At 63.1% G+C, this 26,642-nt stretch carries 22 protein-coding genes; 14 read left to right on the forward strand and 8 right to left on the reverse strand.

Going from position 1 to position 26,642, the window contains the following annotated elements; translation table 11 throughout:
- Positions 1-33 precede the first annotated feature (33 nt).
- Genes iolC through LDN75_RS04925 form a run of 7 tightly spaced genes read left to right on the forward strand, consistent with a single transcriptional unit; the run spans position 34 to position 8,409 of the window.
- Positions 34-1,068 (forward strand): 5-dehydro-2-deoxygluconokinase, encoded by a 1,035-nt coding sequence (gene iolC, locus LDN75_RS04895; protein ID WP_223936043.1) that lies wholly within the window; start codon positions 34-36, stop codon positions 1,066-1,068.
- Positions 1,065-2,024, forward strand: a complete 960-nt coding sequence (locus tag LDN75_RS04900) for a deoxyribose-phosphate aldolase (RefSeq protein WP_223936044.1) — start codon at positions 1,065-1,067, stop codon at positions 2,022-2,024. The genes iolC and LDN75_RS04900 overlap by 4 nt, the downstream gene beginning before the upstream one ends.
- Before the next feature lie 40 nt (positions 2,025-2,064).
- Positions 2,065-3,990, forward strand: a complete 1,926-nt coding sequence (gene iolD / locus LDN75_RS04905) for a 3D-(3,5/4)-trihydroxycyclohexane-1,2-dione acylhydrolase (decyclizing) (protein ID WP_223937484.1) — start codon at positions 2,065-2,067, stop codon at positions 3,988-3,990.
- A gap of 33 nt (positions 3,991-4,023) precedes the next feature.
- The gene (locus LDN75_RS04910; RefSeq protein WP_223936045.1) at positions 4,024-5,535 is read left to right on the forward strand and encodes a CoA-acylating methylmalonate-semialdehyde dehydrogenase; all 1,512 of its coding nucleotides are present in this window, start codon (positions 4,024-4,026) and stop codon (positions 5,533-5,535) included.
- Positions 5,536-5,565: 30 nt separating this feature from the next.
- Positions 5,566-6,483, forward strand: a complete 918-nt coding sequence (locus tag LDN75_RS04915; protein WP_223936046.1) for a sugar phosphate isomerase/epimerase — start codon at positions 5,566-5,568, stop codon at positions 6,481-6,483.
- 30 nt (positions 6,484-6,513) lie between these two features.
- The gene (locus tag LDN75_RS04920) at positions 6,514-7,527 is read left to right on the forward strand and encodes a Gfo/Idh/MocA family oxidoreductase (RefSeq protein ID WP_223936047.1); all 1,014 of its coding nucleotides are present in this window, start codon (positions 6,514-6,516) and stop codon (positions 7,525-7,527) included.
- Positions 7,528-7,536: 9 nt separating this feature from the next.
- A complete protein-coding gene (locus LDN75_RS04925) occupies positions 7,537-8,409 on the forward strand; it encodes a sugar phosphate isomerase/epimerase (protein WP_223936048.1) in 873 nt (290 codons plus the stop codon).
- 85 nt (positions 8,410-8,494) lie between these two features.
- Here the strand turns inward: LDN75_RS04925 and iolB are convergent, their stop codons facing one another.
- Both iolB and LDN75_RS04935 read right to left on the reverse strand, forming a co-directional pair.
- The gene (iolB, locus tag LDN75_RS04930; RefSeq protein WP_223936049.1) at positions 8,495-9,388 is read right to left on the reverse strand and encodes a 5-deoxy-glucuronate isomerase; all 894 of its coding nucleotides are present in this window, start codon (positions 9,386-9,388) and stop codon (positions 8,495-8,497) included.
- A gap of 17 nt (positions 9,389-9,405) precedes the next feature.
- The gene (locus LDN75_RS04935) at positions 9,406-10,146 is read right to left on the reverse strand and encodes a GntR family transcriptional regulator (RefSeq protein WP_223936050.1); all 741 of its coding nucleotides are present in this window, start codon (positions 10,144-10,146) and stop codon (positions 9,406-9,408) included.
- Between the two features lie 314 nt (positions 10,147-10,460).
- Here LDN75_RS04935 and LDN75_RS04940 point away from each other — a divergent pair, with 314 nt between their 5' ends.
- From LDN75_RS04940 to LDN75_RS04950, 3 genes are all read left to right on the forward strand, one after another.
- Positions 10,461-11,456 (forward strand): substrate-binding domain-containing protein, encoded by a 996-nt coding sequence (locus LDN75_RS04940; protein ID WP_223936051.1) that lies wholly within the window; start codon positions 10,461-10,463, stop codon positions 11,454-11,456.
- A 64-nt stretch (positions 11,457-11,520) separates the two neighbouring features.
- Positions 11,521-12,579 carry an ABC transporter permease gene (locus tag LDN75_RS04945; protein ID WP_223936052.1) on the forward strand — a complete coding sequence of 353 codons (1,059 nt, stop codon included), beginning with the start codon at positions 11,521-11,523 and terminating at the stop codon, positions 12,577-12,579.
- Positions 12,580-12,591: 12 nt separating this feature from the next.
- Positions 12,592-13,515 (forward strand): ATP-binding cassette domain-containing protein, encoded by a 924-nt coding sequence (locus LDN75_RS04950; RefSeq protein ID WP_223936053.1) that lies wholly within the window; start codon positions 12,592-12,594, stop codon positions 13,513-13,515.
- 63 nt (positions 13,516-13,578) lie between these two features.
- Here the strand turns inward: LDN75_RS04950 and LDN75_RS04955 are convergent, their stop codons facing one another.
- On the reverse strand, positions 13,579-14,586 hold the full coding sequence (locus LDN75_RS04955) for a LacI family DNA-binding transcriptional regulator (protein ID WP_223937485.1): 1,008 nt from the start codon (positions 14,584-14,586) through the stop codon (positions 13,579-13,581).
- 153 nt (positions 14,587-14,739) lie between these two features.
- Between LDN75_RS04955 and LDN75_RS04960 the strand changes: the two genes are divergently transcribed.
- The 3 genes from LDN75_RS04960 (at position 14,740) to LDN75_RS04970 (ending at position 18,062) form a co-directional block, all read left to right on the forward strand.
- The gene (locus LDN75_RS04960) at positions 14,740-15,927 is read left to right on the forward strand and encodes a Gfo/Idh/MocA family oxidoreductase (RefSeq protein WP_223936054.1); all 1,188 of its coding nucleotides are present in this window, start codon (positions 14,740-14,742) and stop codon (positions 15,925-15,927) included.
- Complete coding sequence (locus LDN75_RS04965) at positions 15,924-16,955, forward strand: sugar phosphate isomerase/epimerase (RefSeq protein ID WP_223936055.1); 1,032 nt, start codon at positions 15,924-15,926, stop codon at positions 16,953-16,955. The genes LDN75_RS04960 and LDN75_RS04965 overlap by 4 nt, the downstream gene beginning before the upstream one ends.
- A gap of 84 nt (positions 16,956-17,039) precedes the next feature.
- Positions 17,040-18,062 carry a Gfo/Idh/MocA family oxidoreductase gene (locus tag LDN75_RS04970; protein WP_223937486.1) on the forward strand — a complete coding sequence of 341 codons (1,023 nt, stop codon included), beginning with the start codon at positions 17,040-17,042 and terminating at the stop codon, positions 18,060-18,062.
- Positions 18,063-18,418: 356 nt separating this feature from the next.
- Here LDN75_RS04970 and LDN75_RS04975 read toward each other — a convergent pair whose 3' ends face one another.
- Both LDN75_RS04975 and LDN75_RS04980 read right to left on the reverse strand, forming a co-directional pair.
- Positions 18,419-21,340, reverse strand: a complete 2,922-nt coding sequence (locus LDN75_RS04975) for a chitobiase/beta-hexosaminidase C-terminal domain-containing protein (protein ID WP_223936056.1) — start codon at positions 21,338-21,340, stop codon at positions 18,419-18,421.
- A 120-nt stretch (positions 21,341-21,460) separates the two neighbouring features.
- Positions 21,461-22,261 (reverse strand): gamma-glutamyl-gamma-aminobutyrate hydrolase family protein, encoded by an 801-nt coding sequence (locus LDN75_RS04980; protein WP_223936057.1) that lies wholly within the window; start codon positions 22,259-22,261, stop codon positions 21,461-21,463.
- Between the two features lie 73 nt (positions 22,262-22,334).
- Here LDN75_RS04980 and LDN75_RS04985 point away from each other — a divergent pair, with 73 nt between their 5' ends.
- Positions 22,335-23,468 carry a Rossmann fold nucleotide-binding protein gene (locus LDN75_RS04985; protein ID WP_223936058.1) on the forward strand — a complete coding sequence of 378 codons (1,134 nt, stop codon included), beginning with the start codon at positions 22,335-22,337 and terminating at the stop codon, positions 23,466-23,468.
- On the opposite strand, the gene LDN75_RS04990 is transcribed toward LDN75_RS04985, so the two are convergent.
- The 3 genes from LDN75_RS04990 to LDN75_RS05000 form a co-directional block, all read right to left on the reverse strand.
- Positions 23,465-24,367, reverse strand: coding sequence for a matrixin family metalloprotease (locus tag LDN75_RS04990; RefSeq protein WP_223936059.1), 903 nt, complete (start codon positions 24,365-24,367; stop codon positions 23,465-23,467). The two genes, LDN75_RS04985 and LDN75_RS04990, sit on opposite strands and share 4 nt — an antisense overlap.
- A gap of 117 nt (positions 24,368-24,484) precedes the next feature.
- Positions 24,485-25,378 (reverse strand): matrixin family metalloprotease, encoded by an 894-nt coding sequence (locus LDN75_RS04995; protein ID WP_223936060.1) that lies wholly within the window; start codon positions 25,376-25,378, stop codon positions 24,485-24,487.
- 63 nt (positions 25,379-25,441) lie between these two features.
- Positions 25,442-26,605: a VIT1/CCC1 transporter family protein gene (locus tag LDN75_RS05000; protein WP_223936061.1), complete on the reverse strand. Its 1,164-nt coding sequence runs from the start codon at positions 26,603-26,605 to the stop codon at positions 25,442-25,444.
- Positions 26,606-26,642 lie beyond the last annotated feature (37 nt).

The following is a 26,642-nucleotide window of genomic DNA, read 5'->3' on the forward strand; positions in this document are numbered from 1 at the left end:
TCAGAGTTCACAAGAGAAAGGTCAACGATCACCGTGACCCACGAACTGCTTACGATCGGGCGCATCAGCGTTGATATCTACCCGAACGACATCGGAGTGGACCTGGAGGACGTGACGTCCTTCGGCAAATACCTGGGAGGCTCGCCCTCCAACGTGGCCGTCGCTGCAGCACGCCACGGCCGCCGCACGGGAGTCATTACCCGCACCGGCGACGACGCGTTCGGAAACTACCTGCACCGGGAACTGCACAAGTTCAACGTTGACGATTCGTTTGTCTCCCCGGTCCAGGAGTACCCGACCGCAGTGACCTTCTGTGCCATCAAGCCACCGGAAGATTTCCCGCTCTACTTCTACGGCCGTTTCCCCACGGCCCCGGACCTGCAGATCAAAGCAGAAGAACTGGACCTGGACGCGATCCGGGATGCCGGCATCTTTTGGTCCACGGTGACCGGCCTCTGCCAGGAACCCAGCCGCAGCGCGCACCTCACCGCTCACGAATCCCGGCCGCGGACTGGCCTCAAGGAAGGTCAGTTCACCATCCTGGACCTCGACTACCGCCCCATGTTCTGGTCCTCGGAAGAGGAAGCCCGTGCAGAAGTTGCCAAGATCCTCCCGCACGTCACAGTCGCGATCGGCAACGACAAGGAATGCGCGGTAGCAGTAGGGGAGGGGACGCCAGACGAACAGGCAGACCGCCTGCTGGCAGCCGGCGTCGAGATCGCCGTCGTGAAGCTTGGTCCGGAAGGCGTCATGGCCAAGACCCGCACCGAGCGCGTCGTTTCGGCTCCCGTCCCGGTTGAAACCGTCAACGGCCTGGGTGCCGGCGATTCCTTTGGCGGCGCTTTCTGCCACGGCTTGTTGTCCGGTTGGCCGCTGTCCCAGGTGCTGGACTACGCAAACGCTTCGGGTGCCATCGTCGCCTCGCGCCTTTCTTGCGCGGACGCGATGCCGACGCCGGATGAGGTCACCTCGCTGCTCGCGGAACGCGGCCGGCCCGTCCCGGGAGCTTCCTCCGTTGCGGCCTCAGCGCCGGCAGCACCTACGTTCGCAGAAGGAGCAGTCCGTTGAGCCTGAACGATGATCCCCGCCGTTATGAGCACTTGAGCCGCATCCGGCTCGAGGACCCCGAGGCCGTCGCTCGCGCGGCCGCCACCCGGCGTCGCCATCCAGGTTTGAAGCACGGCGTCCAGAATTTCATCGTTGCGGCAGACCACCCTGCCCGTGGCGCCCTGTCGGTCGGTGCTGAGCCGATGGCGATGGCCGATCGCCGCGACCTTCTGGACCGGCTGCAAATCGCCCTCGCCAATCCCGCGGTGGATGGCATCCTCGCCTCACCGGACATCATGGACGATCTCCTGCTGCTCGGCGCTTTGGACGGCAAACTCATCTTCGGTTCCATGAACCGCGGTGGCCTCGCCGGCCTGGTCAATGAGTTCGATGACCGTTTCACCGGCCACACAGCAGCCGCATTGGAGGCACTCGGCGCTGATGGAGGCAAGATGCTCACGCGTATTTGCCTGGGCGACCCGGACACGGTGGCCACTCTTGAGGCAACCGCCAAGGCCATCGATTCATTGGCTGAGCGCAAGCTCATCGCCATGGTGGAGCCGTTCTTGTCTGTGCGGGACGCCCATGGCAAAGTCCGCAACGACCTCCGCGCGGACGCTGTCATCAAGTCTGTTGGCATCGCCGAGGGCCTTGGTTCCACCAGCGCCTACACCTGGATGAAACTGCCGGTGGTGGCGGACATGGAGCGAGTCATGGCTTCAACTACGCTTCCCACGGTGCTCTTGGGAGGTGACCCTGACGGCTCCCAGGACGAGGTCTTCGCGAGTTGGCAGGCTGCCCTCGCGCTCCCCGGCGTCCGCGGCCTCACAGTTGGCAGGACGCTTCTTTACCCGCACGACGGCGATGTGGCAGGTGCCGTAGCCACCGCCGCCTCGCTGCTGAACAGCACTGAGCCCCTGACGGCTGCTGCCGAGCAAACCTCGTCAGACCGTATTCCAGTAAAAGTATCGGAGTAGCCCCGCTATGCGGACCACAACAGGAACAGCAACCAGTCGGATGACCGTGGCGCAGGCCGTGGTCGAGTTTCTTTCCAAGCAGTACACCGTGGATTCCATCGACGGCCACGAGTACCGTGAGCGCCTGATCCCGGGCATGTTCGGTATCTTCGGGCACGGCAACGTTGCTGGCGTTGGCCAGGCGCTGAAGCAGTACCAGGCCGCGGACCCCAGCATCATGCCGTACTACCAGGGCCGCAACGAACAAGCCCAGGCACACCAGGCCGTTGGCTACGCACGGCACACGCGTCGCCGCCAGACGTTCGCGATCAGCACGTCCATCGGTCCGGGTTCCTCGAACCTGCTGACTGGTGCGGCGTTGGCCACCACCAACCGTCTGCCCGTGCTGTTGCTGCCGAGCGACACGTTCGCCACCCGCGCGGCGGATCCTGTGCTGCAGCAGTTGGAGCTGCCGTACGCGTACGACATCACGGTCAACGATGCCTTCCGTCCGCTGTCCAAGTTCTTTGACCGTGTGTCCCGGCCGGAGCAGTTGTTCTCCGCGTTCCACCACGGCCTGCGGGTCCTGACGGACCCTGCCGAGACCGGGGCGGTGACCATCTCCCTGCCGCAGGATGTACAGGCCGAGGCTTTTGACGTTCCCGAAGAATTCCTCGCAGAGCGCGAATGGAGGATCCGCCGTCCCGAGGCCGAGGACGATGACATCCGCCGTGCCGTCGAGGCTATCCGGGCGGCAAAGCGTCCGCTGATCATCGCTGGCGGCGGCGTCCTCTACGCCTACGCCAACGATGAACTCGCGAAGTTCGCTGAGCTGACGGGCATTCCCGTGGGCAATACGCAGGCGGGCGTCGGCGTCCTGCCGTGGGACCACAAATTCTCCCTGGGCGCCATCGGTTCAACCGGCACGACGGCGGCCAACGCCATCGCTGCCGAGGCGGACCTCATCATCGGCATTGGCACGCGCTACGAAGACTTCACCACCGCGTCCCGGACGGCGTTCCAGAACCCGGACGTGAAGTTCGTGAACATCAACGTCGCTCCGATCGATGCGTACAAGCACGGCACCACACTGCCGATCGTCGCTGACGCCCGGAAGGCACTGGCGAAGCTGAACCAGGCGCTCGGCGGCTACCGCGTGGGTGCTGACCTGGAAGAGAAGGTCGCAGCCGAGAAGAAGCGCTGGAACGCGATCGTGGACGAGGCCTTCGACACCCGGTACACGCCGCTGCCCGCGCAGAACGAGATCATCGGCGCCACGAACAAGGCCATGGACGACCAGGATGTTGTCATCTGCGCCGCGGGCTCCCTCCCGGGTGACCTGCACAAGATGTGGCGCGTCCGCGACCCGTTTGGCTACCACGTGGAATACGCGTACTCCTGCATGGGCTACGAGATTCCCGGTGGCTTGGGCGTGAAGCGCGCAGCTCTGGCCGAAGCCGCTGCCGGTGGTCCCAACCGGGATGTCGTGGTCATGGTGGGGGATGGCTCCTACCTGATGATGCACACCGAACTGGTCACCGCCGTCGCCGAACGCATCAAGTTGATCGTGGTCCTGATCCAGAACCACGGCTACGCCTCCATTGGTTCGCTGTCCGAGTCGCTCGGTTCGCAGCGTTTCGGGACACAGTACCGCGTCCTGGACAAGGAACAGCACAGTTTCGACGCCGGTGAGCACCTGCCGATCGATCTTGCCACCAATGCCGAGTCACTCGGCGCGAAGGTCATCCGGATCGAACCGGGCGAGAACGTCATCGAGGCCCTCGGCGCCGCGGTCAAGGAAGCCAAGGCGGCCCCGGAAACCGGCCCGATCGTCATCCACGTCGAGTCCGATCCTCTGCTCGACGCGCCCAGCTCCGAGTCCTGGTGGGACGTCCCCGTCTCCCAGGTCGCCGAACTGGAATCCACCCAGCAGGCCTACAAGACCTACACGCAGCACAAGAACCGCCAGCGCAAGCTGCTCGGCTAATTTCCCTCAAGCTACCGACAAGGAAGTCAACACATGTCGACGACGACCACTCTGACCACAATTAACCACTTCATCAACGGCGCCGAAACGTCCGGTGAAGGTGACCGGACCCAGCCCGTCTACAACCCCGCAACCGGGCAGGTCACGGCTGAGCTGCGCCTGGCCAACGAAGCCGATCTGGACGCCACGGTCGCGGCGGCGAAGAGGGCCGCGGAGTCCTGGGGTGACATTTCCCTGGCCAAGCGCACCGCGGTGCTGTTCAAGTTCCGCGAACTCGTCGCCGCGCACGTGGACGAACTCGCCGAGCTGATCACGGCCGAGCACGGCAAGGTCCTCTCGGACGCGAAGGGCGAGATCGGCCGCGGCCTGGAAGTCATCGAGTTCGCCTGCGGCATCCCGCAGCTGCTCAAGGGCGACTATTCGGACCAGGTCTCCACCGGTATCGATGTCTTCTCCTTCCGCGAACCCCTGGGCGTCGTCGCCGGCATCACGCCGTTCAACTTCCCTGTCATGGTGCCGCTGTGGATGGCCCCGATGGCGATCGCCACCGGAAACGCGTTCATCCTCAAGCCCTCCGAACGGGACCCGTCCGCGCCGATGCTGCTGGCCAAGCTGTGGAAGCAGGCCGGCCTGCCCGATGGTGTGTTCCAGGTCCTGCACGGCGGCAAGGAAACCGTTGACGGGCTCCTGACCCACCCGGACGTGGACGGCATTAGTTTTGTTGGGTCCACCCCGATCGCCCAGTACGTCCACGAGACCGCCACCCGGCACGGCAAAAGGGTCCAGGCCCTGGGCGGGGCGAAGAACCACGCGATCGTGATGCCCGACGCCGACCTGGACAACGCCGCGGACCACCTCGCGGCCGCCGCGTTCGGTTCCGCCGGGGAACGCTGCATGGCCATCTCCGTCGCCGTCGCCGTCGGGGACGCCGCGGAGTTGATCGTGAAAAAAGTTCAAGAACGCGCCCTGGCCGTGAAAGTCGCCAACGGCACCGAACCCGACGCCGAAATGGGCCCGGTCATCACCCCGGCCTCCAAGGAACGCATCCTGCGGATCGTTACCGAAGCCGAAACCGCCGGCGCGGCCATGGTCGTGGACGGCCGCGATCTCGTGGTCCCCGGCCACGAAGACGGGTTCTGGGTCGGCCCCACCGTGATCGACCACGTGGGCACCGAAATGAGCGCCTACACCGAGGAAATCTTCGGCCCCGTCCTGGTCGTGGTCCGCGTCGCCGACCTCGAAGAAGGCATCGCGCTGATCAACGCCAACCCCTACGGCAACGGCACCGCGATCTTCACCTCCAACGGCGCCGCAGCAAGGAAGTTCCAGCGCTCCGTGACCGTGGGCATGGTGGGCATTAACGTGCCCCTGCCCGTCCCGGTCGCCTACCACTCCTTCGGCGGCTGGAAGAACTCCCTCTTCGGCGACAAACACATCTACGGCCCCGAAGGCGTCTCCTTCTACACCCGCGGCAAAGTCATCACCTCCCGCTGGCCAGAACCCACCCACGCCTCCGGCGCCTCCTACAACTTCCCCTCCAACTAACAGCCCTCCCCGAAGAAAGACACCGCTGTCATGACTGATGTCGAGAACAAGCTCATCATTGGCACCGCCCCGGACTCCTGGGGTGTGTGGTTCGCCGATGACCCCCAGCAGACTCCGTGGGAACGGTTCCTGGATGAGGTTGCTGAATCCGGCTACAAATGGATCGAACTGGGTCCCTACGGCTACCTGCCGAACGATCCCACCCGTTTGGCAGAAGAGCTCAAGCAGCGCGACCTCCAGGTCACTGCCGGCACGGTCTTCACGGCGTTCCACCGCGGTGCCAAGCAGTACGACGAAGCGTGGGAGCCCGCACGCAAGGTTGCCGAACTCACTGCAGCCATGGGTGGCGAGCACATCGTGGTCATTCCCGCGATGTGGCGCGACGACGTCACTGGCGAGGCCGTGGAAAACGGCGAACTGACCGACGAGCAGTGGGCGGACCTCTTCGCCGGACACAACCGCATGGGCAAGGTCCTCCTCGAAGACTTCGGCCTGCACCAGCAGTTCCACTCACACGCCGACTCGCACGTCGGCGCGCAGAAGGACATCGAGACCCTGCTGGGTGCCACGGATCCCCAGTACTTGAGCCTTTGCCTGGACACCGGTCACGCGGAATACTGCGGCGCCTCCAGCCTGGAACTCATCAAGAACTACCCGGACCGCATCGGCTACCTGCACTTGAAGCAGATCAACCCGGAGGTCCTCGCCGAGGTCAACGAGAAAAACATGACCTGGGCAGCCGCCAACCTCGCCGGCGTCATGACCGAGCCGCCGAACGGCCTCCCGGACCTGCGCGCCGTCATCGAAGCAGTTGAGGGCCTCAACCGGCCGATCTTCGGCATCGTGGAACAAGACATGTACCCGGTAGCGTTCGATGTGCCGATGCCCATCGCCAAGCGAACCCGGAACTACCTCCTTTCCTGCGGATCCCGCACACGGGTCCAGTAACAAAACCGAACCTCACAAAGGACAGAAACAGTGACAAAGACTCTCCGTGTCGCAGTCATCGGCGCAGGCCGCATGGGTGCGGACCACATCAAGCGGCTCAGCACGCGCATCCACGGCGCTGAAGTAGCCGCCGTCGTCGACGTCGACCTTGCCCGGGCGGAAGCCGCCATCGAGGGTATCGACGGCGCTGTGGCGCTGGCCAGTGCCGATGAGGCGCTCAACAACGGTGACGTCAACGCAGTGCTGATCGCCACCCCTGGTTTCCTGCACGAGGAAATCCTCTACAAGGCACTGGAGAAGGACTTCCCGATTCTCTGCGAGAAGCCGCTGACCCCTGACGCTGACAGTGCTTGGAAGGTTGTCCAGGCAGAGGTCGCATTGGGCCACCAGCGCATCCAGGTGGGTTTCATGCGACGCTTTGATGCCGAATACGCGGCGCTGGGTTCGATCATCCGCAACAGCGAATTGGGGGAGCTGTTGATGTTGCACCACCAGCACCGCAACCCCACCACGCCGGAGGGCTTCACCAACGAGATGCTGATCAACGACTCCGTGGTTCACGAGTTCGACGCCATCCGCTACTTCACGGGTGAGGAAATTACGTCAGTTCAGGTACGTCTGGGTAAGCCGACGCGCAACGCCCCGAATGGCCAGCACGACCCCCAGCATGTGCTGCTCGAGACCGAATCCGGCGTGTTGGCCGACGTCGAGATCTACGTCAACGCAAAGTTCGGCTACCAGGTTGCCACGCAGGCGTCCTTTGAGGACGGCATCGTGAGCATCGGCGGGGACAGCGGCCCTTACATCCAGTCGGCCGGCAAATGGGGCGGCAGCGTCACCCCGGGCTTCGAGGAGCGCTTCGGAGCAGCGTATGACGTCGAGGTGCAGGCTTGGGTGGACGCCGCCCTCCGCGGCGAAATCGGCGGCCCCACCGCTTGGGACGGCTACGCCACGGCCGCTTGCTGCGAGGCTGGCGTCGAAGCTCAGAAGTCGGGCGAGAAGGTCAAGGTCCAGCTGAACACCAAGCCGGATCTCTACAAGTAGGGAACTCAGATGAAGATTGCCCTTGATCCCACACCGTTCCATCACACGCACAGCCTTCTGGAGTTCCCGCGCGTTGCGGCCGATCTAGGCTACAAGTACCTGCAGATAACCCCGCATGCGGACCTCATCCCGTTCTTCAACCACCCCAAGGCCGATGACGAGCTCGTGGGCAAGCTGAAAGCAGCGTGTAGGGATGCCGGCGTCGAGATCGCCTCCGTCCTGCCCGTGCTGCGTTGGTCGGGCCCGGACGAGGACGCCCGCGAGGCTGCGGTCCGCTACTGGAAGCGCGCCATCCAGATCGCCGTGGACCTTGGCGTCCAGACCATGAACACAGAGTTCAGTGGGCGTCCGGAGAAGGCCGAGGAGTCCGAACGCGCGTTCTACCGCTCCATGGAGGAGCTCCTGCCGATCATTGAGCGCGAAGACATGGATGTGCTCATTGATCCCCATCCAGACGACTTCGTGGAAGACGGCCTCGCAGCGCTGCGCGTGATCCGGGGCGTCAACTCCCCGAACATCGGCATGGTCTACGTTGCCTCACACACGTTCCACATGGGCAACAAGCCGTTGGAGATCATGCGTGCAGCTGGCGACAAGCTGCGTTTGGTTCACGTGTCTGACACCATGAACCACCACGCCTCCCACGGCCTCCGGTACATCACCAACCCGCCCGGCAACGCTGTCCGCGTCCACCAGCACCTCAAAATCGGCGACGGCGATGTGAACTGGGACGAATTCTTCGGCGGCTTGAAGGAGATCGGCTTCCTGGACAAGGAGAACACGGTTATGGTCTCGTCGGTGTTCGCAGAGGACGAGAACGCCGAGGATGTTTCCCGCTACCAGCTCAAGACGATGAACGACTACATCGCCGGGACAAAATAAGTAGTTTCCCTAAAGCCAAGGCCCCTAAGAACATTTCTTAGGGGCCTTGGCTGTACACAAACTCGCTTGGTTGTGCTTCGGATAGTTACGCGCCGAACGGGAGCCGGGGGTCGATGTCCTGGCCTTCCCATGTCTGGCGGATCCAGCCGTGGTGGGGGTCGTCGCTGATGAGCCAGTCACGAACCCGGCCGGGGCCAGCCATGACGTTGAGGTAGTAGAGGTCGTAGCCCGGGGCTGCCATGGCTGGTCCGTGCCAGCCGTAGGGAACCAGGACTACATCGCCGGTGCGGACTTCTGCGGAGACGTCGATGGGCCGGTCGTCGGAGGCGTAGACGCGGGCGTAGCCGATTGCGTCTGAGTCCGCGGGGGCCGGGGAGTCAGGAGCGACGCGTGTTTCGAAGTAGTAGATCTCCTCGAGGTGCGTCTCGCCTTCCTTCTCCTCATCGTGCTTGTGGGGAGGGTAGGAGGACCAGTTGCCGGCAGGAGTGATGACTTCGCAAACGATGAAGCGGTCAGCCTCAAGCGCCGCCGGTGTGCCGAAATTGTGTACCTGACGGGAGCAGTTGCCTGCGCCTCGCAGCTCTACGGGGGTCTCGGCCGCCGTGATCAGGCGCGTGGGGTACTCAGCCTTGGCAGGTGCGGTCGCAACTGCAACCCGGCCGCCGTCGTTCGAGCTGATGGTGACCGTTTTATCGATACCCGTGTACAGGACGTCACTGGGCCCGTGGAAAACCGACTGCCGGCCCGCGAGGCTGTACCCGCCGTCGTCGACCGTGACGGTGAAGGAGCCGCTCAGCGGCACCACGATGCGCTCTTCGGCAGCGGCAGGAAGTTCGACGGCGGCACCCGCAGCGAGCGTCGCAACCTTCAGTCCCGTATGGGCCCAGCCATCAACGGCCAGGGTGGAATCGGAGGTTCCGAGCGATACGTCCCATTTGCCGTCCGTTGCAGTTCCCAGTGGGTAGACCCAATTGGCCATAAGTATGTGTCCTTGCGTTAGCGCTGTACGAGTGTCATTTCGAAGCTGTAGGAATCTGCCCGGTAGACGTGGTGGCCCGTTTCAACCATGCGTCCGGTATCGTCCACCGCGGTGCGTTCCATGGTGACAAGGGCTGATCCGACCTCGGCTTCGAGGAGTGGGGCCTGGTAGTCGTTGGCGATCATGGCGCCGATGCGCTGGGATGCCAACCGGAAATTCACGCCGCCGCGACGAAGGATGGCGTAGAGCCCTTCGCTTGCGAGCTGGGCTTCGTCCATGCTGGTGATGTCGTCACGGACCCAGTTCTCCATGAGTGCCAGGGGCTTGCCGCCGACTTTGCGGAGACGGGTGAAGTGGTAGACCTTTGACCCGGGCGGAAGCTGGAGCGCGGTGAGCGTTGCTGCGTCGGCCTCCACGTGGGAGAAGCTGAGCACATCCGTGGTGGGCTTCTTGCCGTTGTTGCTGAGGTCGTCGTACAGGCTGGAGAGCTCCAGGGGCCGCCGCACCTGGCTGGAAACAACCTGTGTGCCAACGCCACGTTTACGGACAAGGAGGCCGGAGCGGACCAGCTCGTCCATTGCCTTTCGCATGGTGGGGCGGGACAGGTTGAGCTGTGCGGCAAGGTCGATTTCGTTGTCCAAGCGGCTGCCCGGTTCCAGAACGCCGCTATGGATGGCAGCTTCGATCCCCTGGACCACTTGGTGATAGAGCGGCACCGGGGACGAACGGTCGATGCTGAGGCTGAGTTGGTTCGCCACGGGTATCTCCTAGCCTGCGGAAGGCCGGCCGGGGGAGCAGGATGCTCCTCCTCGGCCGGATGGATGAGTTTGTCCCGTCATGTTCTCTTGATAGGACATACTGCCTTTTTCTGATAATAGCAGCCAGCCCGGGCTGGTCAAGGAAGCGGCGGCAAGCCGGGCTGGGGCGTCATCTACTCGAGGAACTTACGTTAAAACATCCTAATGTCAGGACAAAGTATTGACAAAGTGTGAGGCGAGTCACCATGATCGAGGTAGCAGGCGATCCGGCACGAGTCTCCGGACGCCCGAAGCTGACATCAAAGGAGATAACGGTGGCAAAATTCTCGTGGCGCAAAGCGGCAGTCGTCGCAGCAGTGGTTCCGTTGGTAGCCCTGAGCGCCTGTTCGAGCCAGGGCGGCAAGCCGGCAGATTCCGGTGGAGGTGCTGGCGCCGGACAGGTAGCCAGCACGGAACGCATGAAAGTTGCCCTGATTACGCACGCGGCGGCTGGGGACACCTTCTGGGACATTGTCCGCAAGGGCGCAGAGGAAGCATCAAGCAAGGACAACGTAGAGCTCCTGTACACCAGCGATCCCGAAGCCGGGCGCCAGGCGCAGCTTGTTCAGCAGGCCATCGACCAGAAAGTTGACGGCATTGCTGTCACGGTGGCGACTCCGGATGCGTTGAAGGATGTACTGAAGAAGGCCACCGCTGCGGGCATCCCCGTGGTCAGCCTCAACGCCGGCGAATCCGTTTCCAGCCAGCTGGGCGCCTTCACGCACTTTGGCTCCAACGAACAGCTCGCTGGCGAGGCCGTCGGCACCCGGCTCGCGTCAGAAGGCTACAAGCACCCCGTTTGCGTCATTCAGCAGCAAGGCCACGTGGGCCTGGAAGCGCGCTGCGCCGGCGTAAAGGCCAAGGTTCCGGCAACGGAAATCCTCTACGTTGACGGCAAGGACATGACCGCCGTCCAGTCAACGGCCACAGCGAAACTCCAGGCGTCCAAAGATGCCGATGTGATCATCGGTCTCGGCGCCCCTATCACCCTCACCCTGCTCAAGTCCGTTGCCGACGCCGGCAGTTCGTCCAAGGTAGCCAGCTTCGACCTCAATGCCGAACTTGCCCAGAAGATCGTAGACGGCCAAGTAATCTTCACCGTTGACCAGCAGCCATGGCTTCAGGGCTACATGTCAGTAGACGCACTTTGGCAGGTAAAGCGCGGCGGCTTCAAGATCGGCGGCGGCCAGCCTGTCCTGACCGGACCAACCATCGTGGACAAGACCAACGCCTCAGATGTCCTCAAGTTCGCCCAGCAGGGCGTCCGCTAGATCCAGGCATCCGGCTGCGCGGCGGGGAACCGCCGCGCAGCCTGACCAACAAGGAGTCATTCCTATGGCAAATACAACAACTCTGCCGCCGGCGGGGGCCTCGGCCCCTGGCGACGAACGGGTCGGACGCCGTAGTCCGGTCCAAAAGTTCCTGGCCAGGCCCGAGGTCGGTGCGCTGGTCGGTGCGGTAGTCCTTTTCATTTTCTTCGCCTCCGTTTCCCAGACGTTCACGCAACCGAACGCGCTGGCCACCGTGCTCTACGGTTCATCGACCATTGGCATCATGGCAGTGGGGGTTTCCCTGTTGATGATCGGTGGCGAGTTCGATCTTTCCACGGGTGTTGCCGTGATCTCGTCGGCCCTGACCGCCTCGCTTTTCAGCTGGAACTTCTCGCTGAATGCATGGGTTGGTGTCGCCCTCGCCCTGGTGGTCTCGTTGGGCATCGGGTTCATCAACGGCTGGATCCTGGTCAAGACCAAACTTCCGAGCTTCATCGTCACACTGGCGACCTTCCTCATGTTGACGGGCCTCAATCTCGCACTGACCCGTCTTATCGGCGGCAGCGTATCCTCGCCGTCGATCTCCAAGCTGGACGGCTTCGAATCAGCACGAGCTGTGTTTGCATCCTCCATCAGCATCGGCGGAGTGGAAGTCAAGATCACAGTGTTCTTCTGGATCGTCCTTGTAGCAGTGGCCTCGTGGATCCTGCTGCGCACCCGCGTTGGCAACTGGATCTTCGCAGTGGGCGGCGACGCCAATGCTGCCCGCGCAGTTGGCGTCCCCGTGACCAAGACCAAGATCGGCCTCTTCATGGCGGTTGGTTTCTGCGGCTGGATCCTGGGCATGCACAATCTCTTTGCCTTCGATGCCGTGCAGTCCGGTGAAGGCGTTGGCAACGAGTTCCTCTACATCATTGCTGCCGTCATCGGTGGCTGCCTCCTGACAGGCGGCTACGGCTCGGCAGTGGGCGGCGCTATCGGTGCCTTCATCTTTGGCATGGCCAACAAGGGCATCGTTTACGCACAATGGAATCCAGACTGGTTCAAGTTCTTCCTGGGCTTGATGCTCCTGCTGGCCACCATCGTGAACCTGATCGTCAAGCGCCGGGCAGAGCTGAAGTAAGGGGCCGGAACAATGAACGCACAACAGATCGACCAGCAGACACTGCTGAAAGACGAGAAGGACCCGTTGACGCACACACCAGTGCACCTGCTGTCACTCGATGGCATAGGCAAGCACTACGGCAACATCATCGCCCTGCGCGATGTAACCATGGCCGTGGACAATGGTCGGGTCACCTGCGTCCTGGGCGACAATGGCGCCGGCAAGTCCACGCTCATCAAGATCATCGCGGGCCTGCACCAGCACGACGAAGGCACCTTGCACGTGATGGGCGATGCCAGGAAGTTCAATTCACCACGGGACGCCCTCGACGCCGGTATCGCCACCGTGTACCAAGACCTGGCCGTGGTTCCCTTGATGCCCATCTGGCGTAACTTCTTCCTTGGCTCGGAGCTGACCAGTGGGTTCGGGCCGTTCAAGAGCATGGATGTCCAGAAAATGAAGGACATCACCAAGAAGGAACTTGCTGACATGGGCATCGACTTGCGCGATGTTGAACAGCCCATAGGCCAGCTTTCCGGCGGCGAGCGCCAGTGTGTGGCCATCGCCCGGGCCGTGTACTTCGGTGCGAAGGTGCTGATCCTGGACGAGCCCACAGCTGCGCTTGGCGTGAAGCAGTCCGGCGTTGTGCTTCGGTACATCCTGCAGGCCCGCGACCGTGGCCTTGGGGTCATCTTCATCACCCACAACCCGCACCACGCCTTCCCCGTGGGTGACCGCTTCCTGCTGCTCAAGCGCGGCAAGTCGATCGGCTACTACGACAAGAAGGACATCACCTTGGATGAGCTGACGGCACAGATGGCCGGCGGCGCAGAACTTGCGGAACTAGCCCATGAGCTTGAACAGCTCGGCGGACACACCGAGGCCCTTAAGGAAGTCAAGGCCGAGGTAGCGGACGTGGCTGATGCTGCACCGGAAAGCGCGAAGCGGCACTAGCTTTTCCGTGGTGGACCTGCCCGGAGCATCTGTTGGCTCCGGGCAGAGCCGTGTTCGGTTCCCCTAGCGAATGGCCGACGTCGTGCCGCGGAGTACCAGCGTCGGCTCGATGAGCTTCCGCACCGGTTCCAGCGTCGGATCGTCGATTCTGGCCAGTAGCCTTTGCGCAGCGTCCACGCCCACAACGTCGCTTCGGTTATCGATGGACGTGAGGTCCAGGAAGCGCGACTTGGCCAACGGGGAGTTGTCATACCCGATCACGGAAATATCGTGGGGGACTGAAAGCCCACGGGCTTTGATGGCGGCGAAAGCGCCCAGCGCCATGGTGTCGTTGGCGGCGAAGACCGCTGTGGTGTCCGGGTGGTGGTCCAGAAGCCAACAAGCGGCGCCGTATCCGTCTTCTTCTGATGTTCCCGCAGACTCGCTGATCACGACTTCGACGCCGGCTGCCTCGAGGGCGCGCCGGTAACCGGCGCGCCGGTGTGCTGACGCGCCGTCGGACCCGGAAAGGTGGCCGATGCGGCTGTGGCCCAACCCCAGCAGATGGTTGGCCGCCATGGTGCCCCCGTTGTCGTCGTCGTTGGTTATCAGGTCCGCACCTGTCGGGACGCCTTTCCGCCATCCGGCAACCACAGTGGGCACCCACGTCTTGGTGAGCATGGACTCGCTGGGCTCCGCGGCGAGGACCAAGGCATCCACGTGCATGGCCAGGAGGCCGTCCGTGGCTTCCTTGATGCGGTTCTCGCCAGGCCTGGAGTCCGCGAGCATGACCTGGTAGCCAAGATCCGAAAGGACAGATTCCATGCCCCGGAGGAGATCGACGAACCAGAGGTTCCGGTAATCGTCGATCACCAGGCCGATGCTCTTGGTGCGGTTGCTGGCGAGGGTTGTGGCGGCGCGGCTGGGCCGGTAGCCCAGATCGTGGATTGCCTTTTGGACGGCGTCCCGACGCTTTTCACTGATCCTTCCCGGGTCCTTGAGGAACAAGGAAACCAACGACGGCGAGACTCCGGCCTGGGTGGCGACGTCGTAGAGGGTGGGGCGTCGGGTCTGTGCGCTGTTCAACGGAATCGGTGTGCCTTTCTTGTCTGTCCTTGAGGATAGTCGGTTATTGATTGACAGGACATATAGACATAGTTACGATCAAACCCAGCGTAAAAATTGTAGCGCTACAAAAAGCCGTCCAGCGCCCCGCGCGGCGGCGAAATTTCGAAGGAGAAATCAATGGCTGAAAGCCTCGGCGTCGCCGTCATCGGTGCAGGCATGGCCGGCAAGGCCCACGCTGCCGCGTACCGCACGGCATCTGCCCTCTACAGCCCCGTGCTGCCCCCGGTTCGCCTGGTCTCGATCGGGGACGTCAACGCCGAATTCGGTTCCCTGGCTGCCCGCCGTTTCGGGTACGAGCGCAACGACACGTCATGGCAGGCAATCGCCGAAGCCGACGACATCGACGTCGTCAGCGTGGTCATCGCCAACTCCTTGCACCGTGAAGTAGTGGAAGGCCTGCTCGCTGCCGGCAAGCACGTGCTCTGCGAGAAGCCGCTGAGCGACACCCTGGAAGACGCCCGCGCCATGGCCGATGCCGCGCGTGCCGCCGAGGCCCGCGGAACACTGGCCCGCATCGGATTCACTTTCCGCCGGACGCCCGGCATCGCGTACATCCGGGACCTGATCCGCAACGGCGCCCTTGGCAACGTCCTGCACTTCAGCGGCCGGTACTGGACCGATTACGGATTCAGCCCCGCAGCTCCCATGAGCTGGCGCTACAAGGGCGGCCCCGGCTCCGGTGCCCTGGCCGACGTCGGAAGCCACCTGACGTATGTCTCCGAATTCCTCTGCGGCGACATCAAGTCCATCAGCGGTGGCCGCCTCACGACCGCCATCGACAAGCGGCCGCTGCCGCTCGGCGCCGTGATCGGACACGACCACGCTGCAGTCAGCGATACCTTCGAAGCCGTTGAGAACGACGACTACGCAGCCTTCAACGCTGAGTTCGCGAACGGCGCAGGCAGCTTCGAAGTCTCACGCGTTGCAGCCGGTCACGCCAACAGCCTCCAGTTCGAGGTGTTCTGCGAGAACGGTGCCGCCAAGTTCGACCAGCGCCGGCCGTCCGAAATCCAGCTGTTCCTCAACGATGGCTCCGGTAACCAGAACGGCTACCGCCAGGTCATCCTCGGCCCGGAGCACCCGTATATCGCTGGCGGCCTCGCCATGGATGCCCCGGAAGTTGGTTTCGGCCAGAACGACGCGTTCGGCTACCAGGCGCGTGCATTCCTCGAGGAGGTTGCAGGCCTCGGCGAAGAAGAATCCCTGCCCCGCTGCGCCACCTTTGACGAAGGTGTCCGCAATATGGACCTCCTGGGTGCCGTCACCGAGTCCGCACTTAACAACGGAAAGAAGATCACGCTATGAAGCTTGGCGTCTACAACGCGATCCTGCACGACCGTCCGCTTCCCGAGGCGCTGAAGGTCATTGCCGATCTGGGCCTCACGGGCATCGAGATCAACACCGGCGGGTTCCTGCCTGCCGTGCACGTCCCCACGTTTGACCAGATCCTGGAAAGCGACGCAGCGCGCGACGACTACCTGGCGATCTTCGAAGGTACCGGCGTTTCCATCGCGGGACTGAACTGCAACGGCAACCCGCTGCATCCGAAGCACGAGATTGGCGAGAAGCACGCAGAAGACATCCGCCGCTCCATTCGACTCGCCCACCGCCTCGGCCAGAACCGCGTGGTCACCATGTCCGGCCTGCCCGGCGGCGAGCCCGGCGCCACCACCGTCAACTGGGTGGTCAACGCGTGGAACTCAGCAGCGCTGGACGTCCTGGATTACCAGTGGGATGTGGCCGCTGCGTTCTGGAGAGAAATGGACCGCCTCGCTGCTGACCTTGGCGTCAAGGTGGCCCTTGAACTGCACCCTCAGAACCTCGTCTTCAACACGGCCGATGTCTACAAACTCATCGAACTCACCGGAGCCACCCATGTTGGTGTCGAGCTGGACGCTTCCCACCTGTTCTGGCAGCAGATGGACCCCGTTGCTGTGGTCCGCGAACTCGGCCCCCTGGTGTTCCAGGCAGCTGCGAAGGACGTCCGTGTGAACAAGGACAACGCTGCGCTGTACGGAGTACTGGACAACAGCTTCCGCCGACTCTCACCCGACGAGCCCCGTACCAACCTCGGTGGCGACGAGTGGGCCAACGAATGGCCCAGGAACTCGGCCTGGGACTTCGTTGCACTTGGCCGCGGACATGACACAGCGTTTTGGACCGAGTTCCTCCGTGCCCTTTACGAGGTTGACCCCAACATGCTGGTCAACATCGAACACGAGGACGTTTCCCTTGGCCGCATCGAAGGGCTTGAAGTTGCGGCAAAGGTCCTTAAGGATGCCGATGCGGCACTGGAAGCGTCACTTGACGTTCCCGCCGTGCCTACCATTTGACAGGACAAACTGACAAGGTTTACTGTCGCCTCAAGACTCCCTGTGAGGAATCACCTTCTGCTGCATTGACGGAGACAGAGAATGATGAAGCAAGTAACCCTGGGCCTGGTAGGTGTTGGCCGAATCGGTGTGATGCACGCTAAGAACATCAGCGTGCTCAACCAAGTCCTGAACCCGGAGGGCGTCCAGGTTCAGCTAAAGCTGACGGACGTGGCGGAGGAACACGCCCGGTCCGTGGCCTCCGAATGTGGAGCGGAATTCTTTGGTTCGGTGGCCGGGCTCATCTCCTCGGGAGTGGATGGGCTGGTCATCGCAACCGGCACGGCGACACACCCGGACCTCATCCGCGCCGGCGTAGATGCTGGAATTCCCGTGTTCTGCGAGAAACCCGTGGCCGTGAGTGTTGCGGAGTCACTGCCGGTCCTGGAGTACATCCGCGAGAGGGCCGGAACCGTGCAGATCGGCCACCAACGCCGATTCGATGCCGGCTACCTGGAAGCCAAACGCGCTTACGAAGCCGGGGAGTTGGGCTGGATCCACTCCGTCCGTGCCCTCACATGCGACATGACCCCGCCGCCCGTTCAGTTCCTGGCAACCTCCGGCGGGCTGTTCCGGGATTGCTCCGTCCACGACTTCGACATCCTCCGCTGGCTCACCGGCAAGGAAATCGTGGAGGTTTATGCCAGAGGTTCCAACAATGGGGACCCGGCAATCGGTGAGGTGGGCGACGTCGATACCGCCCTGGCGGTAGTAACGTTCGACGACGGCACGGTGGGTACGGTGTCGGCCAGCCGTTACAACGGGGCCGGGCATGATGTGCGGCTGGAACTCCAGGGCTCGGACGGCTCGATTGCGGTTGGCATGGATGAACACATGGCTGTCCGGTCGGCTGAGCCAGGGGTCACGTTCCCGTACGGAATCTCCCATAAGACTTTTGCCGAGCGCTTCGACCAGGCCTACCGCTCTGAGATGGCTGCGTTTGTTGAGCTGGTCCTGGGGGAGCGCAAGAATCCGTGCACGCCCGGGGACGCCGTTGCTGCTTCCAAGGTTGCTGACGCCGCCCAGGAGTCCCTCGAAACCGGCGTCCCGGTCCGCGTCGCCCCCTGATCCTCTCCCACATCCTGCGGCTTTTTTCCCGATCCTCTCTCACGTCCTGTGGCTTTTTTCCCGATCCTCTCTCACATCCTTGGGGATTGGCGGCGTTCCTCTCTCCCTTGCGTCAGGAAAGCCACGACGTCGGCACCTGACTTGGGTGCCGACGTAGGGACCTACCGCGCGTGGGATGTGAGAGAGGATCGGTGAAAGAGCGCCTCGATGTGAGAGAGGATCGGTGAAAGAGCGCCTCGATGTGAGAGAGGATCGGTGAAAGAGCGCCTCGATGTGAGAGAGGATCGGACGTAGCTGACGCGGGCCGGATGAGTCTGGGGGAAAACTCCGACCCGCGCCAGGTCTATGGGGGCTGATCAGGCGATGACCTTCATGGCCTGCCAACCCGTGCCGAGGCTAACCGGCGGAACGTTGCCAAGCGTTCCGCTTCCCGATCCGGGATAGAGCCACAAAGTGTCTCCGATGCGGCCTACGACGTCGTTCTTACCGTCGCCGTCAAGGTCCCGTGGCCCGGCCATCGCAGTGCGGGTTCCCCATCCAGTCCCGATCTGCGTCCATTGCAGCCAGCCCCCGGAACCATTGCCCGGATATAGCCATAATGCGCCTGTATCAGTACGCCGCGCCAGTACATCTGCCTTGCCGTCACTGTTGAAATCACCAGTGCTGAAGATGGCGTTCATGACGCCCCAACCCCAGCCGACTGTGTAGGGAGTCCGCTGCCCTCCGGCACCATTTCCTTCATACAAGCGGAGGTCGCCGTTGCTGCGACGTCCCATGAAATCGGGAATGCCGTCACCGCTGAAATCCCCTGGGGAGAACAGCTGTGTCATGGTGCTCCAACCGGTGCTGACCTGTTTGCGTGCGCCGAAGCTGCCTGCGCCGTCACCGGGATAGAACCACAGAATGTCGCCGGACCGTGCCAGGAGGTCGGGCTTCCCGTCGCTGTTGAAGTCGCCCGGAGTGATGGTGTCCGTGTTGGATGACCATGCTGGGGCCGGCAAGGCGAGCTGCCGAGGCGAGAGCCCGCCTGCGCCGTTACCGGGATACAGGTACAGGTTGCCGGCGGTATCGGCCGCCAGAACGTCAGCGCGGCCGTCGCCGTTGAAGTCATGGGCCGACGGCGGTCCGGCAACGGGAACGGTGTACGTCTGTGTACCCACAGCGGAAGTGTTGCCTGCAGTATCCACGCCTATGTATTTCAGCGTCAGGGTGGAGTTGCCCATCACGATCGGGCTGGAGTACTTGATGTTGGAAGCAGATTCCGTGGCCGTGGGGGTGCTGCCGTTGGTGGTGTAGTAGATAGCGGCCCCTGGCTCGTTCGCGGTCAGCGTGATCGTGGCGCCGCTGGCCAGTGCCCGCCCGGTGGGAGTGGCAGTCACAACGGGAGCCGTCGTGTCCGGGGGAACCGTGTAGGTCTGTGTTGCGACATCGGAGGTATTACCAGCCGTATCCTTCGCGAAGTACTTCAGGGTCATGGGGCCCGGCCCATTGAAGGTTATTGGCGCGGTATATACCAGGCCGGCAGTGAGGGGATCCGTGCCGTCCGTGGTGTAGCGGATTTCGGCTGGCTCGTTGGCGGACAAGGTGATGGTGGTACCTGCTGCGTAGGCGCCGCCGACAGGGTTGGCTGTCACCACAGGCTTGGTGATATCAGGGCCTGTTGAGTACGTCTGCGTGGCCACGGCAGACGAATTGTTGGCACCGTCAACGGCGAAGTACTTCAGGGTCATCGGTCCGTTCAGCGGGATGGGGCTGGCGTACTTGCTGCTTGCCGTCGTGGGCGTGCTGCCGTCCGTGGTGTAGTAGATCGTCGCTGTCTCATTGGCTGTGAGTGTGATGGTCTGGCCCACAGCGTAGGTTCCACCCGGAGGCGTCGCGGTCACCACGGGGGCCACGTTGTCCGCTCCGAGATAGGCCTCAAACTCGGCCAAACCGGCGTTGGTGGTAGTGCCACTGACTGAGGTGATGTTGAACCGCACCGAGCTCACGGTCTTGGACGGGAAATTGATTGTGAGCCCGGAACCGTTATTGGGAAGCGCCGGGACCGTCACCGTGCTTCCATCCGAGAACAACAGGTTTCCTCCGGTGACCTGGTCAGAAAGGAGCGGCCGGTCGAACAAGGTCACGGAGTTGATGGTCCTTGTGGGGGAGAAGTTGTATTGAATCCAGCTGCCTGCCTTTTCAGCGGCTGTCACCCACTCACGGTTTGCGTCCATGGGAGTGCCCCACGCGTACCCATCCCGGGCTTTCTCAGGACTCTGGGCTGTTGCTTTCTGGGATGACGCCGTGACAGTGGTTCCAGCGGATTTCGCGGCGTTGCCCACCCACTCAATGGCCGTGATGTACTGCCGTTTCAGCCACTCGTCATAGGGGGAATCCGGGCATCCTTCGCCTGGACTGCTGCAGATGTACATGTCGAAATCCGCGAACCGCACGAACGTGTCCACTTTCGTGGTGAGTTCAGCGCCGGTCACGTTCTGGGGGTACTCGTCAATCACGTAGGCGTCGTAGGCCAGTGAAGTGTGGGGTGCGGTGTAGCTGCGCGTTGCCAACTGTGCGAATTTGGCGGTTGCCCAATGGTCGCTGTGGTCATAGGGGCTGTTGAAGTTTCCGGTCCAATCCTGTGTACGGAACGTGGTTGGTTGGAAGTTGGCCACCAGCCGGTTCAACGCGGTCTGGAACTGCGATTTGGTAAATGTGGCTGCGTTGTCCACGGGCCTGATGGAGGAAAGCCGTCCGTCCCAAAGTTTGAGGATGCTCTGGTCGTTGTACGCCGCGCTGCCGTCTCCATTCGGGAAACCATCAGGAAGGCGCATGAACACTACCGAGATGTTGGGTGCGCCATTGAGAGTTTGCATGGTCAGCGGCCGGTTTGGAACGCCTGCGTCCGTTGTAGTCCACGAATCAGACACGCCTGCCATCTTGGAGTAGCTGGCCCTGATTCCGGCTTCCAGGCTCTTCCAATACACGGCACCCTCGCCGGCCTCGCCCGCAGTTGTGAACACCGTCTGGACGCAGCGTTTGGCCTGGATGTCCCTCATGAAGTCCGGGCTGAGGAAAAGCAGGTCATCGTCCGTGTGAGCCACGATCTGCATGGCACCGCCGGTTCCGGCGCATGGCGGTACGGCTGCCGCTGCAGGGGCAGCCGAATATGCGACCAGTCCCGCGAAGGCCAGCAGCGGACCAAGGATCAGGCTTACAAGCCGCGTGCTGAAGAAATGGGATTGCCGATTCGGACGGCTGCCACGATGGACGTATTTTGGACGGTCCACAACCATGCTCCTTTGAGCAGATGTTGGGCCCCCCAGCCGGCAAACTTACAACGCCCACAGGACGTCATTCAATGGAGTTATGCGCTGGCCGAGCTTTCAGCAGAGCTGAAAGCGATGCAGTGAGCGCTACTGTACTCCTCCAGGCCGGGCCTGGGTAGGGTTCCGGCACACTTCCACGAACGCTTTGAAGGGCGCCAGCCGCACGCTATCGGGAAGCTGGGAAGCCTCCGGATGCCACTGCACTGAAGCAACCCAGCGGGAAGGGTCCTCGAGCGCTTCCACAGTGCCGTCGTCGGCGATGGCCGTCACCACCAGACCTTCGCCCACCCTGGCCACGGCCTGGTGATGCCCTGAGGCGATCTTGATGGACGTCCCTTCCGGCGAGCCATAAAGGGCGGCGGTCTTCGATCCGGGGGTCAGCACTACGTCATGCCAGGCCCACTCTTTGGCTGTGGGGTCGTCGGGATCCAGTCCGTTGTGGTTGACGATGGACGGTGCCATGTCCTGGATCAACGTCCCCCCGTAGAGCACATTCAACAATTGATGGCCGCGGCAGATCCCCAGCAGCGGAAGCCCGGCGTCGATCGTGGCCCGGGCGACGTCAATGTCCAGATGGTCCTGTTCCGGATTCACGTCATACACCGAATCCTCCGGGTCCTGACCGTAAAGACGCGGTTCCAGGTCCCCGCCACCGGGCAACAGCACGCCGTCGAGCGTTTTCATGACCGAGGCCAGGCGCCCTGCGCTGTCGGCCGAAACGGGAGTCAGCAGCACCGGCTGCGCACCGGCTTCACGGAGCAAATCCACAATGAAGGTGAAGAGTTGGTTGGCTTCGCCCACCCGGGCGTCGGAATTGTCTGAGCTGCTGAGGCGGACCGGAACTCCGATACGTGGCCGGGCGCCAGCGGCGTCATCTGAAGTCTTCATGCTTCATCATGCAACGGAATGTCGCCTTGCACGTAACGGGACTCAAGCCGTTCGGCACTACTACGCTGATGCCATGAATCCATCCGGTGCCTTGAACCCGAGTCCGCGGACCCTCGACGTCGAAAGCATTGTCCATTTCGACAAATTGGTTACGTCCGGGGCAGGGTCCATGCACGGCTGGCACGCGCAGTCCTTGGACCTGCGCGGCCGCTCGCGGGAACTGAAAATGATGGACCCGCAGGGCGCGATCTTCCTCGGATGCACTTTCGACGACGGCATTGAGGAGAGCCTGCGAAGCCGGGGCGCACTCATCTTTCCCAAGATGCGCGGCGTGCCCTTCAACCCCTATCGTGGCGCCCTCTACACGGCAAGGGAACTCTATGAGGACATTTCCGCCACTGAGTATGAAGCCACGCTGGACGCGAGGATTTATGAGTGGAGCATTCTTCCGGGAAAGCATGCAAGCCTCGACGCAACGCTCGCCGCGGCACTCCACGACCACGCAATTGGCGACGCCCTGGATGAACTGCTGGGCAACGGGGAACTATCAGGCACCAAGCTCGTGGGCGTGATGGGTGGACACGCCGCTCAACGCGGAACCAGGGAATTCGCCGACGCCGCGCGGCTGGGCAGGTTGCTCGCGCAAGCCGGATTCACGGTAGCTACCGGCGGTGGTCCCGGCGCAATGGAAGCGGCCAACATGGGCGCCTACCTCAGTGGACTGCCCGACGCCGATTCCACCGCGGCGCTGCAAGTGCTAGCTTCCGTTCCTGGGTTCAGGCCCTCGGTGACGGCTTGGGCGCGGCAAGCAGCCGCCGTCGTCGAAAGTTATCCGGAAGGCACCGCGACGCTGGGAATACCCACCTGGTTCTACGGTCACGAGCCACCAAACCTGTTCTCCACGCACATCGCCAAGTATTTCGCCAACGCGATCCGCGAAGCGATTCTCCTGGAGCTGTGCAACGGCGGGATCGTGTTCCTGCCGGGTTCGGCCGGAACCGTACAGGAGATCTTCCAGGACGCCTGCGAAAACTACTACGGTGCCCCCGAAACCATCACTCCCATGGTCCTGGTGGGCCGGGCCCATTGGGAACGGACGTACCCGGCATGGCCCATGCTGCGGAGCCTCGCCGCCGGGAGGCCCATGGCGGACAGAATCTTCCTGGTGGACACGGTGGAGGACGCGCTCGCAGTCGTGGCCAGCTAGAAGTCCTTGCTGCAGGGGCCTGAGCCAAGCTGGGCAAGGCCCGTCTTGTCTCCGGCGGCGTACTGGCGAACCCACGAGGCTTGGTCGTACATCAGCTGGCGGGGGTCATCAACATGGTCCAGGCCAAGCACATGCCCGAGTTCGTGCATGATCACGGCCGTGCCCACTTCCTTGCCCTGGGGCGAGTCCATGATCCCGGCGAACTGCGGCGCATCCAACGACACCGAGCCAGTCACATAGGCCTTGTAACCGTTGCTCAGGCCGATAGAGGAGCTTCCACCCAGCCCCACAGTTTGGCCGGTCAGCCGGGGCACCTGCTCCGGGGTGGTCCAGGCAATGAGCACCGGGGCCCAGCGGTCGCCGTAGGTGGTGGGCTGGTAGCCGGCCCTGTTGGTGGTGGGGATCTCGGACGTCGGGCCGTCATAGATGAACTTGAGGCCGGAGGCCAGGCTGGCCTGTCGAACGGCGTCTTCCACCATGGAATACCAGCCGGTCGGGGCCAGATCTGCGTTCACGACGTAGTGGATCGGCCTGCAGGGGGAGTAGGCGAGGGGGGTTCCGTCCTCCTTGACGGCCAGGAATTTATAGGAAGTGCTGGTCCGCTGCAACGGCGCCGGCGTGCCCAGGGGTGCATCGGCTTCTTCAAAGCCGGGAAGTGGATCCTGGCGTTGGCCAAAGGGAACCAGCCCTGGCCGCGGCGCTTGGCTTTGCGTAGCGGAATCGGACCAGAACCGTTGCAGTTCGCCACTGAAGTATGCACCGGCACAGACTAAACCGAGAATGCCTAGCAGGAGCAGGATGGCGGCGATACTGCTGTGCTTGATGGGTTGCTTGGCGGGTGGTTGATAAGGCGGCGGGGGATAGGGGTCTGGCCATGGTGGCGACCCATAAGGTTCCATCGGACCCCCTCACGGGACGGCCCAATCGGACGGTGTGCGCCGTCGTCGGCCGCTTCCGTCAGGATAGAACCCATGGCGCCGCGAGTCCATGGCGATTTGCGGGCCGGCTGCGCAGCTTCAGATGTCCTTGCGGCAGGGAGCGGAGGCCAGCAGGTGAAGGCCGTTCAGGTCGCCTGCAGCCAACCCGTCCGGGGCGCCAATCTCCGGGTACATCAGTTGAACAGGATCATCAACGTGGTCCAAACCCATGACATGCCCCAGCTCATGCTGCATGACCGCCAGAACGTAGTCAGAACCGCCTTCCTCGGCAAGGAGCTCCGCCACTTGCGGGGTGTCGAGCTCCAGGCTGCCGGTGATGTAGCTCTTGGGGCCGTTGTTGAGGGAGTACATGGTGCTGCCGCCCGTACCGATGACGTTGTCAGCCAGCGCCGGAGCTGCCTCGGGAGTGGTCCATGAAATCAGCAGCGGAGCCCACCGGTCGCCGTACTTGGATGGTTGGTACGGTTCGCGCTTCCCGGTTGGCAACTCGTCTGTGCTGCCATCGTTGACGAACTGGATTCCGGACGCTGCGGAGATATTGGCGATTGCGGTGCTGAGCAGCCTGTCCGTACCCTCAGGCGCGGTGGCGCCATTCACCACGTAGTGCAAGGGGCGGCACGGTGAGTACCCAACCGGAGTGCCGTCGTCGTTGGTTGCCAGGAACTTGTACGAATCGCTGGCGTGTTCTGGAGCCAGCGGCGAGGCCAGCGGGGCGTCTGCCTCTTCCACTCCCGGAGGCGGTGCGTCCAGGGCCCGGGGCGGGGCCTGCTGGCTTGGCTCACTCTTGGGCGAATTGGGCAGGGCAATGCCCGGAAGCAGGCTGGTGATGCGAGGATCGCCGTGGAGGAGGCCGCTGACGAACACAGCCACCACGGCGGCGAGGACAGCCATGAGTAGGCCGCGAAGAATCTGGAGGGTTGTGCCGGCACGACGGTGTTTTGGCGCGCGCAACGGCGACTGCTCCGAATCCACGGTTCTCCATTCCTCACGCCCCGGTCACGCGGGGCCGCGCGGAGGACGAACCAACATTACCGCCTAGACGATCATCGTTCCGAACGCGAGGCCAAGCCCATAGGTGGCGGCCGCAGCGCCCAAGCCGATCGCCAACTGCCGGAAGCCACGGCTCAGCGGTGAGGTTCCGGACAGTAGCCCGACGACGGCGCCAGTCGCCAGGAGCGCGATCCCCACCAGTACGCCGGCTACTACCAGTGCCGCCACGCCCGTCATGCCAAAAATGAACGGAAGGATCGGCACGATGGCACCGGAAGCGAAGAAGCAGAAGCTGGACATCGCAGCCCCCCAGGCAGACCCCACGGTTTCATGGTCGTCGGCGGGCTGCTCCTTCTCGGGTTGCAAGGAGAGGCTGGGATCGCAGTCGCAGCTGAAGAGTCCCATGCGTTCGGCGGCCCGGTGTTCGGCGGCCTCGCGGGTCATGCCGCGAGCCAGGTACACCAGCACGAGCTCGTTGTGCTCAATATCCAAGGACGGGGCGGCGGTGAGGGTTGCCTGCGTGGGCAGTGTGGCGCTTAGCAACTCCCGTTGCGACCGGACTGAAACGTACTCGCCGGCACCCATGGAAAGGGCGCCGGCCAGCAATCCCGCCACGCCGCTCATGAGTACAACCGGGCTTGGAACGCCCGTTGCGGCCATACCCATGACCAGTGAAAGGTTGCTCACCAGGCCATCGTTGGCACCAAAAACAGCGGCACGGAAGGTACCGGAGAGCCTGTTGCGGCCACGGGTGGCAAGGCCCCGGACAACTTCTTCGTGGATTTGCTCGTCGGCAACCATGGCCGGAGTCGCAGCGGGTTCGGCCCCGTAAGGAGAGCGGCCTTCGGCGCGCTGCGCCAACGCGAGCACGAATACGGAGCCGAAGTGCCGGGCCAGGAAGCCCAGTATCTGGCTGCGGGTGGAAGCTCCCTTCGGCATTCCGGCGTGTTCTCCGAGGAGCTTGAGCCAGTGTGCCTCGTGTCTTCCCTCTGCCTCGGCCAAGGCGAGCAGGATCTGGCGTTCTTCGCCGTCGCGACGCTGGGCGAGCTCCCGGTAGACAGCGGCTTCGGCACGCTCGTCAGCCAGGTATTGACGCCACCGCCTGATGTCCGAGGACGTGGGCCGGCCTGATTGGGGTGGTGTTCCGGATCCGGGGGCGGGGTCCGGAGCGGGGCTCGACGGACCGTGGGATTCCTGGTGCTTTTGCACTTTCTCTCCTGTGCTGGGTGGGGTAGTTGCGGCCCCA

The sequence above is a fragment of the Arthrobacter sp. StoSoilB5 genome, assembly GCF_019977235.1.
GTDB lineage: Bacteria > Actinomycetota > Actinomycetes > Actinomycetales > Micrococcaceae > Arthrobacter.